The organism is uncultured Bradyrhizobium sp. (assembly GCF_964252615.1).
Lineage (GTDB): Bacteria > Pseudomonadota > Alphaproteobacteria > Rhizobiales > Xanthobacteraceae > Bradyrhizobium.
Genome location: NZ_CAXUNQ010000052.1, coordinates 17,622 through 32,411 on the forward strand (window position 1 = coordinate 17,622; position 14,790 = coordinate 32,411).

Annotated in this window: 17 protein-coding genes; 12 read left to right on the forward strand and 5 right to left on the reverse strand. The window is 60.8% G+C overall.

Translation table 11 applies throughout. The features are described 5' to 3' along the window. The first annotated feature begins 78 nt into the window (after positions 1 to 78). From tatB to serS, 4 genes are all read left to right on the forward strand, one after another. Positions 79 to 612 carry a Sec-independent protein translocase protein TatB gene (tatB, locus tag ACFE72_RS20365; protein WP_375414929.1) on the forward strand — a complete coding sequence of 178 codons (534 nt, stop codon included), beginning with the start codon at positions 79 to 81 and terminating at the stop codon, positions 610 to 612. Further along, on the forward strand, positions 609 to 1,421 hold the full coding sequence (tatC, locus tag ACFE72_RS20370) for a twin-arginine translocase subunit TatC (RefSeq protein WP_375414930.1): 813 nt from the start codon (positions 609 to 611) through the stop codon (positions 1,419 to 1,421). Before tatB ends, tatC begins: the two co-directional genes overlap by 4 nt. 88 nt (positions 1,422 to 1,509) lie before the next feature. Beyond that, the gene (locus ACFE72_RS20375; protein ID WP_375414931.1) at positions 1,510 to 1,800 is read left to right on the forward strand and encodes a hypothetical protein; all 291 of its coding nucleotides are present in this window, start codon (positions 1,510 to 1,512) and stop codon (positions 1,798 to 1,800) included. 119 nt (positions 1,801 to 1,919) lie between these two features. Next, on the forward strand, positions 1,920 to 3,260 hold the full coding sequence (gene serS / locus ACFE72_RS20380; protein ID WP_375414932.1) for a serine--tRNA ligase: 1,341 nt from the start codon (positions 1,920 to 1,922) through the stop codon (positions 3,258 to 3,260). A gap of 158 nt (positions 3,261 to 3,418) precedes the next feature. Here the strand turns inward: serS and ACFE72_RS20385 are convergent, their stop codons facing one another. From ACFE72_RS20385 to ACFE72_RS20395, 3 genes are read right to left on the reverse strand one after another with little or no spacing between them, the layout of a single operon-like run. After that, the gene (locus ACFE72_RS20385; RefSeq protein ID WP_375414933.1) at positions 3,419 to 4,075 is read right to left on the reverse strand and encodes a hypothetical protein; all 657 of its coding nucleotides are present in this window, start codon (positions 4,073 to 4,075) and stop codon (positions 3,419 to 3,421) included. Positions 4,076 to 4,080: 5 nt separating this feature from the next. Then, the gene (locus tag ACFE72_RS20390; protein WP_375414934.1) at positions 4,081 to 4,713 is read right to left on the reverse strand and encodes a hypothetical protein; all 633 of its coding nucleotides are present in this window, start codon (positions 4,711 to 4,713) and stop codon (positions 4,081 to 4,083) included. Beyond that, on the reverse strand, positions 4,710 to 5,480 hold the full coding sequence (locus ACFE72_RS20395) for a MotA/TolQ/ExbB proton channel family protein (protein WP_375414935.1): 771 nt from the start codon (positions 5,478 to 5,480) through the stop codon (positions 4,710 to 4,712). Before ACFE72_RS20395 ends, ACFE72_RS20390 begins: the two co-directional genes overlap by 4 nt. 439 nt (positions 5,481 to 5,919) lie before the next feature. Here ACFE72_RS20395 and ACFE72_RS20400 point away from each other — a divergent pair, with 439 nt between their 5' ends. Continuing rightward, on the forward strand, positions 5,920 to 6,246 hold the full coding sequence (locus ACFE72_RS20400; RefSeq protein ID WP_375414936.1) for a PilZ domain-containing protein: 327 nt from the start codon (positions 5,920 to 5,922) through the stop codon (positions 6,244 to 6,246). 180 nt (positions 6,247 to 6,426) lie between these two features. Then, a complete protein-coding gene (surE, locus tag ACFE72_RS20405; protein ID WP_375414937.1) occupies positions 6,427 to 7,194 on the forward strand; it encodes a 5'/3'-nucleotidase SurE in 768 nt (255 codons plus the stop codon). Positions 7,195 to 7,384: 190 nt separating this feature from the next. On the opposite strand, the gene ACFE72_RS20410 is transcribed toward surE, so the two are convergent. Next, positions 7,385 to 8,263, reverse strand: a complete 879-nt coding sequence (locus tag ACFE72_RS20410; protein WP_375414938.1) for a LysR family transcriptional regulator — start codon at positions 8,261 to 8,263, stop codon at positions 7,385 to 7,387. A gap of 233 nt (positions 8,264 to 8,496) precedes the next feature. Between ACFE72_RS20410 and ACFE72_RS20415 the strand changes: the two genes are divergently transcribed. From ACFE72_RS20415 to ACFE72_RS20425, 3 genes are read left to right on the forward strand one after another with little or no spacing between them, the layout of a single operon-like run. Beyond that, positions 8,497 to 9,339 (forward strand): 2OG-Fe(II) oxygenase, encoded by an 843-nt coding sequence (locus ACFE72_RS20415; protein ID WP_375414939.1) that lies wholly within the window; start codon positions 8,497 to 8,499, stop codon positions 9,337 to 9,339. Positions 9,340 to 9,343: 4 nt separating this feature from the next. Then, positions 9,344 to 10,159: a 2OG-Fe(II) oxygenase gene (locus ACFE72_RS20420; protein ID WP_375414940.1), complete on the forward strand. Its 816-nt coding sequence runs from the start codon at positions 9,344 to 9,346 to the stop codon at positions 10,157 to 10,159. Next, positions 10,150 to 11,406, forward strand: a complete 1,257-nt coding sequence (locus ACFE72_RS20425; RefSeq protein ID WP_375414941.1) for an MFS transporter — start codon at positions 10,150 to 10,152, stop codon at positions 11,404 to 11,406. The genes ACFE72_RS20420 and ACFE72_RS20425 overlap by 10 nt, the downstream gene beginning before the upstream one ends. A gap of 96 nt (positions 11,407 to 11,502) precedes the next feature. Here ACFE72_RS20425 and ACFE72_RS20430 read toward each other — a convergent pair whose 3' ends face one another. Then, a complete protein-coding gene (locus ACFE72_RS20430) occupies positions 11,503 to 11,880 on the reverse strand; it encodes a response regulator (protein ID WP_375414942.1) in 378 nt (125 codons plus the stop codon). 291 nt (positions 11,881 to 12,171) lie between these two features. On the opposite strand from ACFE72_RS20430, the gene ACFE72_RS20435 reads away from it, so the two are divergent. The 3 genes from ACFE72_RS20435 to ACFE72_RS20445 all read left to right on the forward strand — a co-directional run bounded on the left by ACFE72_RS20435 (position 12,172) and on the right by ACFE72_RS20445 (position 14,713). Continuing rightward, a complete protein-coding gene (locus ACFE72_RS20435; RefSeq protein ID WP_375414943.1) occupies positions 12,172 to 12,825 on the forward strand; it encodes a protein-L-isoaspartate(D-aspartate) O-methyltransferase in 654 nt (217 codons plus the stop codon). A gap of 257 nt (positions 12,826 to 13,082) precedes the next feature. After that, a complete protein-coding gene (locus ACFE72_RS20440; protein WP_375414944.1) occupies positions 13,083 to 14,462 on the forward strand; it encodes a peptidoglycan DD-metalloendopeptidase family protein in 1,380 nt (459 codons plus the stop codon). Between the two features lie 116 nt (positions 14,463 to 14,578). Next, on the forward strand, positions 14,579 to 14,713 hold the full coding sequence (locus ACFE72_RS20445) for a hypothetical protein (RefSeq protein ID WP_375414945.1): 135 nt from the start codon (positions 14,579 to 14,581) through the stop codon (positions 14,711 to 14,713). Positions 14,714 to 14,790 lie beyond the last annotated feature (77 nt).

The following is a 14,790-nucleotide window of genomic DNA, read 5'->3' on the forward strand; positions in this document are numbered from 1 at the left end:
GATCTTGCGGCAGGATTGCGGCAAAACCGGACCAGAACACGCGGGCACGCCTAAAGCCTTGCGCTAGCGGAACTTTTCATGTTCGACATCGGCTGGAGTGAACTGGTCGTCATCGCGGTTGTCGCGCTGATCGCCATCGGCCCGAAAGAGCTGCCGGGCGTGCTGCGCATGGTCGGGCAATGGATGGCCAAGGCGCGCAAGATGGCCGCCGAATTCCAGGGCCAGTTCAACGAGGCGATGCGCGAGGCCGAAATGGCCGACCTGAAGAAAACCTTCGACGAGGTCAAGGAAGCGGCATCCGGTCTCTCCAGCGGCAACATCATGACCTCCTTGCAGAAGGACGTCGGCGAGGCGCTGAGGATCGATGACATCGACAAGCCCGCGATCGAGCCGCCGGCGACATCGGGCGATGCGCCGGCGACATCGGGCGATGCGCCGGTCATGCCCACCACGCCGGAGCCGCCGACCGCCGCGACATTTGCCGAAGTGGCACCAGACTCGGTGACCGAGCGGCCGCCGGTCAGGCAGGAAGCCCGCAACGCCATGCCGCCGGCCGAGCCGCCCGCGCCGATCGAAAACCCCGACATTCTCAAGGACGCCAAAGCGTCATGAGCGACGAGGATATCGAGGCCAGCAAAGCGCCGTTGATGGATCATCTGATCGAGCTGCGCTCGCGGCTGATCAAGGCGCTGCTCGGTTTTGGTGTCGCCTTCATCTTCTGCTTCTTCTTCGCCAAACAGATCTACAACGTGCTGGTGTGGCCGTTCGTATGGGTGGCGGGGCCGGAAAATTCGAAATTCATCTACACCGCGCTGCTGGAATATTTCCTGACCCAGCTGAAGCTGGCGCTGTTCGGCGCCGGTTTTATTTCGTTTCCGATTGTAGCGACGCAGATCTATAAATTCGTGGCGCCGGGCCTCTATAAGCACGAGCGCGGGGCGTTCGTGCCCTATCTGATCGCGACACCATTCTTTTTCGTGCTCGGCTCGATGCTGGTGTATTTCGTGGTGCTGCCGATGCTGGTGCGGTTCTCGCTCGGCATGCAGCAGATGGGCAGCGCGGAAACCGCGCAAATTCAACTGTTGCCCAAGGTAGGCGAATATCTGTCGCTGATGATGTCGCTGATCTTCGCGTTCGGCGTTGCATTCCAGCTGCCCGTGATCCTGACCCTGCTGGGGCGGATCGGTATCGTCAGTTCGAAAATGCTGCGCGAAAAACGGCGCTATTTCATCGTCATCGCCTTCGTCATCGCCGCCGTGCTGACGCCGCCCGACGTGATCAGCCAGGCCTCCCTCGCGATCCCGCTGCTGGCGCTGTATGAGGGTTCGATCGTTGCGGTTGCGATGGTGGAGAAGAAAGCGGCAGCGGCGAAGGCGGCGACACCGTCCGCGGCCCCGCCCAATCCGAAGCCCGCGGAGTAGGGCGTTTCGCAAAAATTCCGGACTTTCAACGGCGAGTTGTGGCGCAGCGGTTTTCTGGATGCTTAAATCAAGCCATTGGGAGAAGACGATGGCTTGGGCGTTTGATACATTAGGCTATGCCAAGCGATTGCGGGAAGCCGGGATTCCAAATCCGCAGGCCGAGGGCCATGCGGAAGCCGCGCGTGAATTCATCATGATCGAACTGGTGACCCGGCAGGACTTGCAGGCATCGATCAATTCCCTGGAGGCCAGGTTGGCGGGAAGGATCGATACCTTACAGGCAGCGATTGATACCCAGACCCTACGCTTGACCGTGCGCCTGGGCGGAATAGTCGCCGCCGGGATCGGCATATTGGCGCTCATCGAACGCCTCCGCTAGGCCGACACCGCCTATTCGTCGTGCCCGGGCTTGTCCCGGGCATCCGCGTCTTTTACAGACCTTGCAATCAAGACGTGGATGGCCGGGACGAGCCCGGCCATGACGCAGGAATTGTGGTCATGCACGACATCAGATCGATCCGGGACAATCCGCAAGCCTTTGATGCGGCGCTGAAGCGTCGCGGGCTGCAACCGATGTCGGCGTCGCTGCTGGCGGTCGACGAGAAGCGCCGCGCGGCAATCCTGGCGTCGGAGCAGGCCCAGACGCGGCGCAATTCCGCATCGAAGGAAATCGGCGACGCCAAGAAGGCGAAGGATGATTCGCGCGCGGCGAAACTGATGGCTGAAGTCGCAGAATTAAAGACGACGATGCCGCAGTTGGAAGCCGCGGCAAAGGCGGCGGACGAAGAGCTTGCGACAGAACTGGCGGCGGTTCCGAACTTGCCGGCTGACGATGTGCCCGAGGGCGTCGACGAGCACGGCAATGTGCAGCGCCACGTGTTCGGCAAGATACGCAATTACGCGTTCAATCCGAAACCGCATGACGATATCGGCGCCGCACTTGGCTACATGGATTTCGCAACCGCGGCGAAGCTGAGCGGCGCGCGTTTTGTCGTGCTGAAGAAGGGACTGGCGCGGCTGGAGCGCGCGATCGGTCAGTTCATGCTCGACTTGCATACCAACGAGCATGGCTACACCGAGATCAATCCGCCGCTGATGGTGCGCGATGATGTGATGTTCGGGACGGGACAACTGCCGAAATTCAAGGAAGATCAGTTTGCAGTCGGCACTTTGGAAGAGTTCGGCGAGGAAGCGATTGCGGCGGGCAAGTCTTTCGACGCGCCAATGAAACAGGCGTACTGGCTCATCCCCACCGCCGAAGTCCCGCTGACAAACCTCGTCCGCGAATCCATCCTCGACGACAAACAACTGCCGCTGCGCTTCACCGCGCTGACGCCCTGTTTTCGCGCCGAGGCAGGAGCGGCGGGCCGAGATACCCGCGGCATGATCCGGCAGCATCAGTTTACGAAGGTCGAACTGGTGTCGATCACGACGCCGGAGACCAGCGGCGACGAGCACGAGCGCATGCTTAGCAGCGCCGAGGAAGTGCTGCGCCGTCTCGACCTGCACTACCGCGTCATGACGCTGTGCGCCGGCGACATGGGATTCTCCGCGCAGAAGACTTACGACATCGAGGTGTGGATGCCGGGGCAGGGCGCCTACCGCGAAATTTCAAGCTGTTCGGTGTGCGGCGATTTCCAGGCGCGACGCATGGACGCGCGCTATCGCGATTCCAGCAACAAGCCGCGCTTCGTGCATACGCTGAACGGCTCCGGCACCGCGGTGGGCCGCGCGCTGATCGCGGTGATGGAAACCTATCAGCAGGAGGACGGCTCGATCGCCGTGCCCGAGGTGCTGCAGCCCTATATGGGCGGGGTGAAGGTGGTCGAGAAAAACTAGTCACGCCACGTTCCACCGGATCGTCATTCCGGGGCGCGCGTAGCGCGAGCCCGGAATCCATAACCACCACCGTTAATATGGATTCCGGGTTTACGCCAGGAGGCGCGCCCCGGAATGACGGTCTTTCAAGGTTCGCGCTCGTTCCCGCCCGATCATGCTCAGCGCTGGCCGCGCGGCCGCTGCGTCTCACCGCCGGCATCCTCCGGCGGCAGATCCTTCGCCGGCAATATCGGACTCGGCAGCAGCTCGAATTCGATGCTGCCGGACTGGCCCATCAGGAAGGAGAGATCGAGCGGGCCGCCGCTGGCGGGATCGCCGCCGGGTGCAGCCGAGGGGCGAAGCGTGGAGACATTGGCGGGGCCTTCGGGCGCGGCCTGTCCGTTGCCGGACCCGATATCGACCGCGCGTCCTCCGATCGGATGACCTTTCAGGATTTGTTCGCGCGCGGCTTCCACCTTGCGCGCGAGCGCGGGCGAATAAGGCAGCCGATAGGCCCGCGGCTGGCCGCTCGGAAGATTGGCAGCATCCATCTCCTCCACCCAGACATGCACCGCCCCGGGATCCTGATCGAGCGGATTGGGCTCGACCACCCGCGCCCAGAGCAACTGGAACTGAGCGGGCAATGGCGCGACCGCCGACCATCCGGGCAGCCCTTCGGTGCGGAAGAACGCCAGGCAATAGAAAGCGCCGGTGACAAGAGCAACTGCGATCTTGAGCGGCCACGGAATGCTGGCGCGCAGGGCGATGACCAGGAGCAGCGCCGCCAGCAACGTGTAGGCGATCGAGAGGCCGACAATTTCCGTCTGCAGTCCCATTCTCGTCAGCCCGCGTTGCGGCGCGGATTGCGCAGCGTCTGCAGCAGCGACTTCTCGTGGCTGTTGACGTCGGTGACCGCGCCGCCGTCGTCGACCGAGAAGCGAACGGCGGTACGCTCGACGCCGGCGCGCTCCAGCATCAGCGTGTCGTAATGAACGACCTGGACGACCGGATTGAGTTTTTCCACCTTCACCGAAACCGGCACTGGCTCGCGGCCCATCGCGATGAAATGATAGACGTTGACGGTATACTCGCCGGCGACGATGCCGCGGATGCTGACCGTTTCCTGCCTGATCGGCGAGTGGACCTTTTGACCGTTGACCATGATGAAGTCGTTGGCGCCGCCGCGGTCGTCGCGGTCGAGCACCATGAACCCGGCCTCGCGCCGCCGATACCATACCATGTTGCCGAGCGGGTCTTGGACAAACAGGTCGATGTCGTCGGGATGTTTGTCGGGCCATCCGATGGTAACGAGGAATTCGGCCTTGGTGTCGATCTTGCCGTCCTTTGCCTCCGGCACGATGATGAGCAGCGCGATGAAGAACAAAAAGGCGATCACCTGCAGCGCCTTGAACAGCATGACCGCGAACGGATCGAACGGCTCGTCCTGCGGCATGAGGCCGAACTCGTCGATCATTCCGCGGCCTCGGGCTGATGTTCGAGGATCGAAATGACGCGAACTTCGGTGAGGCCGACGGCATAGGCGAACAGCTTGGCGGTCGCATCGTCGAGCATGTAATACTGGATCCGGATCAGGATCGAGCCGACCAGACCGGCCAAGGTGGTGTACATCGCGACCGCCATGCCGCCGCTCATGACGTTCATCGAGGATTTGATGGCGCTTCGGTCGCCGGTGTCGAGGCCGGCGATCGGCGCCAGCATCATGATGAAGCCGATGATGGTGCCGAGCAGGCCGAGCTTCATAAGCGTGTCGCTGGCGAAGGCGCCGAACTGGTTGGAGCCGCGCAGCCGGCCGGCGAGCCCGCGCAGCAGCAGCGTCTGGTCAAGCCGGCGCGCGCCCTGCAACCGCGCCTTGACCGCGAGATCGTGGATATGGGACGAAACCAGACAGGACGGGAGCCGGCCCAGGCCCTTGACGACAATGGCGTCGCCCTCCAGGGCAAGACCACCCGATCCGGCCGCGATCAAGGCTCCGCTGCGGCGGGCCGCATCGGCCTCGCGCGAGATCACGATCGTGCGCCACAGGCAATGCATGGACGCCGCGACGTAGAGCAGGGCGATGATCGAGGAGAGGTAGGTGCGATCGCCCGCCACCATCTGGCCGATCAGCCCATAGCGCCACAGCAGCACGGTGGCAAATACACACAGTCCGGTGAAGACCAGCCACCGCAACAGCGGACCGCGATCGCCGAAAGTATCGAAATTCGCGTTTGTCGTCGGCATCCTGCACCTCGGGCCGTTGACGGAGCGTTCCACAACCTGCGGCATCACGCAAACACATCATTCCGTGATGCAGGTTCCCAAGCCGCCGGGGCGCCCGCTTTGTGACGACGCAGTAAGGTTGACCGGTTAGGTTAAAATCAGGATCGCATTGCGGGCATCCATCGAACAGCTAGCGTTATCAGGTCGCGCAGAGCTGGCCGGCGAAGCCGCACTTCCCGGCCACGATTTCAATTGCGAGACACCGGGGCCGCCGCTTTGCACACTCCGGCGGTCCCACCTGCGTTCGCCGCGCAGCACAAGGTAGATCGGTACAAAAGGCGCAACTTAAGTGCCGCGGAGTTCCGGCAATGGAACCTAAGTACGGGCAATTGTTGATTAACTTTGCTCGATAACCCCCGCTCAAGAATTTTCGCCTACGGTATTTGGGTGAGGAAGGCGTATGGCGAGACACCGCAAAGACCTCGGCGAGCGCAGGCACGAACGGATCGAGTATCGGCGGCCGGGCTTCGTTATCCCCGCGCCTGATGCGCCCTGGATCGAATGCTTCATCGTCGATATTTCCGAAAGCGGCGTCTGTCTCGATGTCGGCGCGCTGGCGATGCCGAAACTGTTCGGCCTGGCATTCACGTCGTGCGGCACCGTCGTCCGCGTCTGCCTGCGGGCCTGGCGCCGCGGCGAACTGGTCGGCGCACGGTTTGTCACGGCCAAGCAGCTCAGGCTCGGCGAACAGGCCTATAATAATCCGCGTCAGAAAGAGCCGGTTTAAAGCCGGCATCGTGCTTCTTAAGCCAGCGCAATGTCGCTGGCGTCGCATGGCTTTGAGCATATTCGAATTGTCGATGACAGCCATCTGCGATGGGTTCGCCGCGTTTGCCACTGCGGCGATCAGCGGATAATACGTGCCGCCACGCAACCGTGGAATGGATCGAAAAGGGCATGCGGGCCGATGCGGATTCTGTGTACCAATGACGACGGCATTCATGCCCCCGGCCTCAAGGTCGTTGAGGAGATTGCGCGCGCGTTGTCCGACGACGTCTGGGTGGTGGCGCCGGAGCTCGATCAGTCCGGCGTCTCGCATTCGCTGTCGTTGAACGATCCGCTGCGCCTGCGCGAAGTCGGCCCGCGCCACTTTGCGGTGCGGGGCACGCCGACCGATTGCGTGATCATGGGCTCGCGGCACATCCTCGGCGAGAAGGGGCCCGATTTGGTGCTGTCCGGCGTCAACAAGGGCCGCAACGTCGCCGAGGACGTGGTTTATTCCGGCACCATTGCCGGTGCGCTGGAAGGCACCATTCTGGGGATTCCGTCGTTCGCGCTGAGCCAGGAGTTCAGCATGGAAACCCGCAACGCGCCGCTGTGGGACACCGCGCTGCAATTCGGTCCGTCGATCCTGCGCAAGGTGATCGACGCCGGGGTACCCAGGAACACCGTGATCAACGTCAACTTTCCGGCCGTCGCTCCCGACGAGGTGCTGGGGGTCAAGGTGACGCGGCAGGGCAAGCGCAATCTGGGGTTTCTAAAGGTCGACCAGCGCCGCGATGGCCGCGGCAATCCGTACTTCTGGATCGGCTTTGAACGGCTTGCACAGATCGATACGCCGGCGGAGGGAACCGACCTTGCGGCGCTTGCGGCGCGCTACGTATCGGTAACTCCGCTGCGGCTCGACCGCACCGACGAAGAATTTTCGGAAGCGCTCACGGCGACGCTGAAATAGGCCTCGTGGTCCCCGCGAAGGCCAAGACCCATCCGAGGCGTCATTGCAGGCTTGACCGGCAATCCATCCGTGTCGCAAATCCTTCTTGCCTCGTTGATGTCGCCGGTGTCGGCGGCCACACTGTAGTCGCGTTCAAGTCCGCTACCGCAAACAGATTTCCTAAGCATCGGCCGACAGACCCTTTCAAAGCTCAAATATTGTCCTTCAGGAAATCGACAAAAGCTCGAATTCGAGGAATGTTCTGGCGCCCTGGCAGCATGAGCATGGAAATTGGTTTGGGATCGTCGTCGTGCCGGTCCTTAAAGAGCTCAATCAGGCGGCCGTCTGCCAAAGCCTTTTCACCGAGAAAATCTCCCATGCGGATGATACCCACACCTTCAATAGCCATTCGAAGCAATGTATCGGCGCTATCGGACGTGACAGTTCCGCGCACGGCAGTTTCGACCGTTTTGCCGTCCTCGATAAACGGCCACATGGCCTGTCTGGAAAAACCTGTCAGCAATAGGCAGTCATGGTTGACGAGATCAGCGATCGTTATTGGCGTTCCACTTCGTGCAAGATAGGCCGGGCTCGCTGCTATAATGCGCCGGACAGTGCCCAAGCGCGCTGCGATCAAGTCACTGTCTTCAAGCACCCCGACGCGAATTGTAACGTCGATCCGCTTTTCGACGGGATCGATGCGATGATCGCAAACCGAAACGTCTATCGTGACATCTGTATATCGGCATAGGAATTTCGGGAGAAGCGGCGCCAACTTATACCGTGCAAACGCCGTACCGCAGTTCACTCGCAAATGACCTTTTACCGCCCCATGGGTCTGGGAAATGTCACATTCGGCTGCTTCGGCCAGAGCCAGCATTTGGCGGGCATAACCCAAAACGATTTGACCTTCCGTTGTAAAGGTCAGCTTCCGCGTTGAGCGGTGCAGCAGTTTCATGCCAACACGCTGCTCTAGCCGCGATAACATACGGGACACGCCTGACGGTGTTAGCCCGGTCTCTTCTGCAACAGCCGCGAAGGTGCCGTGGTCCGACAGCCGAACAAACAAATGCAGTTCAGGTGTGAGCATCGTCCTTTTCTGCATTCGTGACAGAATGGAAAGACAGGGTTACCGCCCGAGCGATATTTAAAGTTCATTTAATAAGCTACGGGTTGCGCAAGGCAAATTCAATAGACTATGGGTTGCACAAGGCAAGCTGCAATCAAACCTGACTTGGCCGGACAGAGGACAACCTTTTTGGTGTTCGTTTTGTCCGGTGCCGTTAGGCCGAATTCTCACGAAAAACGGTTCTAGAGGGAAAAATGGCAATCGCATCGTTAGATAAAACCGAGAGTTTTCGGGACCGTCAGCAAGACTGCAGCGCAAGCTATGTCGTCGAGACCGACAAATACGGTTTGAAAAGCGATCATCTCAAGGCTCTAGCTCAAGGGGATCTTCGCGTTATACGCGTCAGGTCTTTCGCCAGTTCCGTCTCCTGCGATTTGATTACCAAAGGGCAGACGACGCTCGGCTTCCAACCCTACATCAACGTTTCGCAAGTCCGTAAGATCGGGATGGCCTTCTACGAGACCGAGCTCAAGCCCGAGCTTATCGACAAGTACTTCGTGGTGGCGCGGGAACATCAGAACGATTTCCGGAAGGCGTGCGAGCCGTTCGGGTCGCCGCTGGACACCCTCCGCTGCCTTCTCGACGAGATTTGGCCCGCTGGCGCCAACCTCCAGACGATGTTCGGCCGTAAGATGTTCGTCGGTCTTTCGCGAATGGTCGAGCCGAATACGACATTTCTGGCGCATCACGACATATTCTCGGAAGATGCGCCGGGGATCGAAGAGGCGGAGTCGCTGATTGCGCAATTCGCCGGCAATATTTATTTCCAGGTCCCCGACGTTGGCGGTGAACTTCTCATGTGGCATCGCAACATGACCACCGAAGAGTTCGACGAAAAGCGTCAAGGCGAGTACGGCATCGCCATTGACGATCTGCCACCGCCTGATGTCGTCGTAAAACCTGGCCTCGGCGATCTGCTAATTTTCGATTCTCGGAAGATACACGCTGTCGCCCCGCCACGCGGCATGTCGCGTACGGCAGTCTCTTTTTTCATCGGATTTCGCGGTGATACCGTGCCGCTCACCTACTGGAGTTGATACCATGAATATTGCCCATCCCCGCACGGCAACCGCATTCGCCACCAACCCAGTTCGCGTTTCTTCCACGCTTGCACTCGAAGACTTGGTCGCATTGATCCGGAATGAAATTCAGGTGCTTCGCATACCTCGCTTTATCGATGATAATGCGTGCAAGCAGATCTCCAAGGGATTGAAATCTACCGGCTACAATGATTATCTCAACGCTCCGAAGGTCGGTCGTATCGGCATGTCCTATTTTGAGACCGCCAAGACCAAGGAGATCATCGATCACTACTTTGCAACGGCGATAGACAACATCAATCGGCTGCGCTCGGCCTGCGCTCCCTATCCTTGTCCGATGGACACGTTTCGGTGTGTCATCGACGAGGTCTGGAATGGTGGATGCACGCTGCAGACGCTCTACGGCAAGAAGATGTTTGTTGGCCTTTCGCGATGCATGAAGCCGGGCATTCCCCTTAAGGCCCATCACGACATGTTCGCGCGACACGCTCCCGATACGCCCGAAGCGAACTCGCTGATCAGTCAATTCGGCGTCAATATCTACATTGATGTCCCCGCGAAGGGCGGCGAACTCGGCATGTGGAATCACGAGATTTCCGATGCCGAATTCCTCGAGCAGCGGGGCGACGACTATGCTATCCCGCTCGACCAACTTGGACCATGTGATTATACGACGAAACCTGAAAACGGGGATCTGATCTTTTTCAATGCGCGGAAGCTCCACGCGGTGCTGCCCGGCGAGGGCATTGATCGTCTGACGATATCAGGGTTTCTCGGTTACAGAGGTGACAAGGAACCGTTGACTGTATGGAGCTGAACCACGCAGGTGCAAATAAAGATCACCTGGGCATTTTCGTCCTGGTGATCTTCGCAGCAGGCTATTTGCTGTCATCGCAGCTTCGCGGCGTGACCGCTGCCCTAGCGCCGATGTTCACTGCACAATTCGCCATTTCAGCGGCCGAACTTGGCCTGCTCGCCGGTTCGTATTTTGCATCGTTCGCGATCATGCAGCTCCCGATGGGAGTTCTGCTAGATCGGTTCGGAGTTCGTGCCGTCCTGGTCGCTTCGCTGGGTATTGCGGCGCTATCATGTTTCATGTTCGCTGCGGCCGGGTCGTATGCCGGGCTGTTCGGCGCCCGACTTCTGAGCGGCGTCGGTGTCAGCGCCTGTCTCATTGCTCCATTGACTGCCGCCCGTCTATGGATGACGCCGGCGCAACAGCAGCGCCTCAATTCGTGGATGCTCATGGCTGGCGCACTCGGTCTTGTGCTGGGTACGCTGCCGTCTGAAAGCATCGCGACAGGCTTTGGGTGGCCGTCGCTTTTTATCGCGTTGGGTTTTCTGTTCGCAGCCGTGGCATTCCTTGTCGCATCAAAAGCACCGAGACATCAGTCTGTGGGAACGCAGGCTCTGCAGCACTTTGTCAGGGGGTATTTGACGATCGTCCGGACAGGATACACGTGGAAACTCGGCGCACTCGGCTTTTTCAATTACGCGATCCTGGTCGCAGTCCAGACATTATGGATCGGTCCATGGCTAACACAATTGCGAGGTGAAGATACTCGGGGGGCATCGCTGAAACTGCTCTACATCAACGTCATCATGCTCATCACCTTCTTGTTCATGGGCTACCTGTCCCCGAAGTTCAACAAATCTGCGCGAGACGGCGAAGTCCTGTTGCGGAGGTGGACGCCGCTGAGTGTCGCTCTTTTGATGTTCATCGCTTTAATGGGTCCGCGTGCCGATTGGTATATGTTCGCGCTCTACTGCATTTCAGCTTGGCCGCTCTCCGTCACACATCCACTTGTCGGGCAGCGTTCACAGCCGTCCGAGGCGGGGCGCGCCATCGCATTCTTCAACCTCCTTCTCTTTATCGGAGTTTTCCTCTGGCAATGGAGCTTCGGTTCTGTGGTTTCATGGGTGTCCCCATCGAAAGGGATTGAAGCTGCGTATCAGATAGCGATGGGGGCGCTCGCCGGCCTCTCCGCCATCGGATATTTCGTCTTTATCGTCCCCGGCAAAGCGTTGACGGTAGACAGCCTGAAAACGCAAGCCAGCCAGTGAGGGTGCCGGCCTGATTGCCCGCTTCGGAACTCGGCCGGATCGACACCAAGGGCGCAGCAGCAATGCGGTGCTCATCAGGTCGGGCGATTTGACCGCCTAAACCGTCGCGCCCTTGAGCGCGCTTTCGAGGATCCTGCCGAGCGTCTCGATCTGAAACGGCTTTTGCAGTGCCGGCCGGTCGCGATATTCTTCCGGCAGGCCCTGGGAGCCGTAGCCGGTGGCGAAAATGAACGGGCGGTTGCGGGCCTTGATCAGTTCGGCGACCGGGGAAATCACCTTGCCGTTGACGTTGACGTCAAGGATGGCGATATCGAATTCGGTCGATTGCGCAAGCTTGATCGCCTCGTTGATGTCGCCGGCTTCGGCGGCCACGCTGTAACCGAGTTCGTCCAGCATGTCCGCCACCATCATCCTGATCATGACTTCGTCTTCGACGAGGAACACTGAGCCGCCCAGCGGCTGCGATGCGGTCATGTTGGAGTTCCTTGCGCCCAGTCCGAAGTTCTCAGAATGTCCCACGTGCAAGTTTGCAAATAACGCGCTTCAACGCAATGTCAACGTGTTCCGTCTGCGCGGGCGATCGTCGCACCGCAGCGCCTGCGTCGCATCCATTGCGACGCCTTTCCAAGGAGATTTCCGGACATTGCGTCAGGCACGCTACCACCAAACGTCGGTTCCATCAATGGAACCAAATCGTCCGCTCGACCGCCGCCGTGTTGCATTAACGCATGCAGGCGTTAGCTTCGCAACCTTCACGAGATCGCCATGCCCGCATTCGACAAGCCGCCGCCTGAAAAAATGATGTTCCAGCTCAACTTGCGACGGCGCGGGATCAGCGACCAAGGGGTGCTGCACGCCATGGAGGTGGTGCCGCGCGACGTCTTCGTCGCGCCTGCGGATCGCAAGGACGCCTATTGCGACGCCGCGCTCGGCATCGCCTGCGGTCAAACCATCAGCCAGCCGTTCGTCGTCGCTTACATGACCGAGCAATTGCAGGTGCGGCCCGAGCATCGCGTCCTCGAAATCGGCACCGGTTCCGGCTATCAGGCGGCGATCCTTTCAAAACTCTGCGGCAAGGTTTTGACCATCGAACGCTTCCGCACCCTGGCCGACAGCGCCCGCAAGCGGCTTGCCGAGCTGCACTGCGACAATGTCGAAGTCATGCTGGGTGACGGGTTTGACATCCCGGCCGGGGCCGGCGATTTCGACCGCGTCATCGTCACCGCCGCAATGGTGGAAATACCGCATGCCCTGACCGGCCGGCTTGAACCCGGCGGCATCCTGATCGCGCCGGTCGGTCCGCACAATGGCACCCAGACCCTGATCCGCATCGTCCGGACTAATACAGGCCTGGAGCGCAAGGCGCTGGTTGACGTGCGCTTCGTGCCTGCGCTTCCCGGTATTGCGCGGGAGCTGTAGGCCGAGGGCGTCACGGCCGGGCTCGACCCTGCTGGATGCACACACCTCGTCATACGCGGGCTTGACCCGCGTATCCTCGATCTTCGGAATAGTCGTTTCGAAGAGGATGGATTGCCGGGTCAAGCCCTACTGGATGCACACATCTCGCCGTCATGCGCGGGGGATGGGACGGAGAGGAGGAAGTAACCTTAAAGGGTTGTTTACTGGGAAGGTGTTTACTCAATTCAGGTATTTTTGTTGCGTATGAGTGAGTAACCATGTCCCGTGTCGTCGAGTTGCTTCGCTCGCGCCGCACCCCGCAAGTCGCGGTGTTGGCGCTGATGTCCTTTGGTTTCGCCGGCTGCAGCGCCGACATGCAGACCCGCCTGTCGCAAAACTCCTTCTCCAATCCCTTTACCGCGCAACCGGAAACCACCGGCACCGTGGCCGCGCCCCAGCCCCAACCCCAGGTCGAGCGCCGCGAACTGCCGCAATATGCGCGCCCGCAGCCGCAATATCAGTCCTCGGCCTTGCCGCCGCCGATCGCAGCACCGCAGTCCTACCCGGCCGCCCATGACGGCGTTTCCGGAGGAGGACGCGGGATCGCTTCCTATTCGCCGCCGACGCGGGCGCCGATCGAAACCACCGGCACCGTTGCGCCGCGTTCGATCGCCGCAACCCACGCTCCCGGCCGCCAGGCCGGTACCGCCATCATCGTCGGCACCAGCGATACGCTCGAGACCTTGTCGCGCCGCTACAACGTCCCTGCGGCGGCGATCCTGCAGGCCAACGGCTACAAAGGGCCGCGCGCGCTGCAGCCCGGACAGCAACTGATCATTCCGCATGCGGCGGCCGCCGCAGCGCCTGCGCCCGCTGCGCCGCCGAAGCCTGCCGTTGCCGCAGCCCCGGTAAGCGCGCCGCCGAGCGTACATGTCGTCAATCGCGGCGATACGCTGATGAGCATCGCGCACCGCAACCATGTGCCCGCCGCGGAATTGGCGAAGGCCAACGGCCTCGACGCGAATTCCAAATTGAAACTCGGTCAGAAGATCAACGTGCCCGGCGCCAAGTCAGCCGCGGCGCCGGTCGCGACGCAGCCCGCGCAGGTTGCCGCCGCACAACCCGTCGCGGTAGCGGCGCCGGCCACGAAGATAGCGGCTGTTGCGACTGAACCTGCGCCAAAGGAAAAAGCGCGGCTTGCCCAGGCGACTACCACGCCTGAAGCCGCGGCTGCCGTCACCGAGGCTCCGGTCAAGACGGCCGAAGCCACCGGCGCGCTGCCGACATTCCGCTGGCCGGTGCGCGGTCGCGTCGTCACCGGCTATGGCGCCAAGACCAACGGCAAATCCAATGACGGCATCAACGTCGCGGTACCCGAAGGAACGCCGGTCAAGGCCGCCGAAGACGGCGTGGTCGCGTATTCCGGAAACGAGCTCAAGGGTTACGGCAACCTGGTCCTGGTTCGGCACTCCAACGGATATGTCACCGCCTATGCCCATGCCAGCGAACTGATGGTGAAGCGCGGCGAGACCATCAAGCGCGGCCAGATCATCGCCAAGTCAGGCCAGTCCGGCGAGGTGGGCTCGCCGCAGCTCCACTTCGAGATCCGGAAAGGCTCGTCGCCGGTCGATCCGCTGCAGTTCCTCAACGGGGCGTGAGTTCGCCAGACTCGCCGTATCACCGTTACTGCGTCATGCCCGGGCTCGTCCCGGGCATCCACGTTTTGAGCGTCGTGAGAAGCAAAGACGTGGCTGGCCGGGACAAGTCCTGCTGGATGACACATCTCGCCGTCATGCTCGGCCTTGTGCCGGGCATCCACGTCTTTCTTTCTGAGCAAGACGTGGATGGCCGGGACGAGCCCGGCCATGACGTAGAACCGCTGCCCGGCCTTGTACCGGGCATGACGTAGACGATCAACCCGTGTCCCGGGCGCGATGCGGCATTCTTCATGCCGCTTCGCAGAACCGGGACCCCGGTTCCTTGCAG

Excerpts from the sequence above, each read along its gene's own strand:
- ACFE72_RS20415 (WP_375414939.1), top strand. The coding sequence starts at position 8,497 with ATGGCAATCGCATCGTTAGATAAAACCGAGAGTTTTCGGGACCGTCAG.
- ACFE72_RS20430 (WP_375414942.1), bottom strand. The coding sequence starts at position 11,880 with ATGACCGCATCGCAGCCGCTGGGCGGCTCAGTGTTCCTCGTCGAAGAC.
- surE (WP_375414937.1), top strand. The coding sequence starts at position 6,427 with ATGCGGATTCTGTGTACCAATGACGACGGCATTCATGCCCCCGGCCTC.
- ACFE72_RS20400 (WP_375414936.1), top strand. The coding sequence starts at position 5,920 with ATGGCGAGACACCGCAAAGACCTCGGCGAGCGCAGGCACGAACGGATC.
- ACFE72_RS20445 (WP_375414945.1), top strand. The coding sequence starts at position 14,579 with ATGACACATCTCGCCGTCATGCTCGGCCTTGTGCCGGGCATCCACGTC.
- serS (WP_375414932.1), top strand. The coding sequence starts at position 1,920 with ATGCACGACATCAGATCGATCCGGGACAATCCGCAAGCCTTTGATGCG.
- tatB (WP_375414929.1), top strand. The coding sequence starts at position 79 with ATGTTCGACATCGGCTGGAGTGAACTGGTCGTCATCGCGGTTGTCGCG.
- tatC (WP_375414930.1), top strand. The coding sequence starts at position 609 with ATGAGCGACGAGGATATCGAGGCCAGCAAAGCGCCGTTGATGGATCAT.
- ACFE72_RS20410 (WP_375414938.1), bottom strand. The coding sequence starts at position 8,263 with ATGCTCACACCTGAACTGCATTTGTTTGTTCGGCTGTCGGACCACGGC.
- ACFE72_RS20435 (WP_375414943.1), top strand. The coding sequence starts at position 12,172 with ATGCCCGCATTCGACAAGCCGCCGCCTGAAAAAATGATGTTCCAGCTC.
- ACFE72_RS20425 (WP_375414941.1), top strand. The coding sequence starts at position 10,150 with ATGGAGCTGAACCACGCAGGTGCAAATAAAGATCACCTGGGCATTTTC.
- ACFE72_RS20390 (WP_375414934.1), bottom strand. The coding sequence starts at position 4,713 with ATGATCGACGAGTTCGGCCTCATGCCGCAGGACGAGCCGTTCGATCCG.
- ACFE72_RS20395 (WP_375414935.1), bottom strand. The coding sequence starts at position 5,480 with ATGCCGACGACAAACGCGAATTTCGATACTTTCGGCGATCGCGGTCCG.
- ACFE72_RS20385 (WP_375414933.1), bottom strand. The coding sequence starts at position 4,075 with ATGGGACTGCAGACGGAAATTGTCGGCCTCTCGATCGCCTACACGTTG.
- ACFE72_RS20420 (WP_375414940.1), top strand. The coding sequence starts at position 9,344 with ATGAATATTGCCCATCCCCGCACGGCAACCGCATTCGCCACCAACCCA.
- ACFE72_RS20440 (WP_375414944.1), top strand. The coding sequence starts at position 13,083 with ATGTCCCGTGTCGTCGAGTTGCTTCGCTCGCGCCGCACCCCGCAAGTC.
- ACFE72_RS20375 (WP_375414931.1), top strand. The coding sequence starts at position 1,510 with ATGGCTTGGGCGTTTGATACATTAGGCTATGCCAAGCGATTGCGGGAA.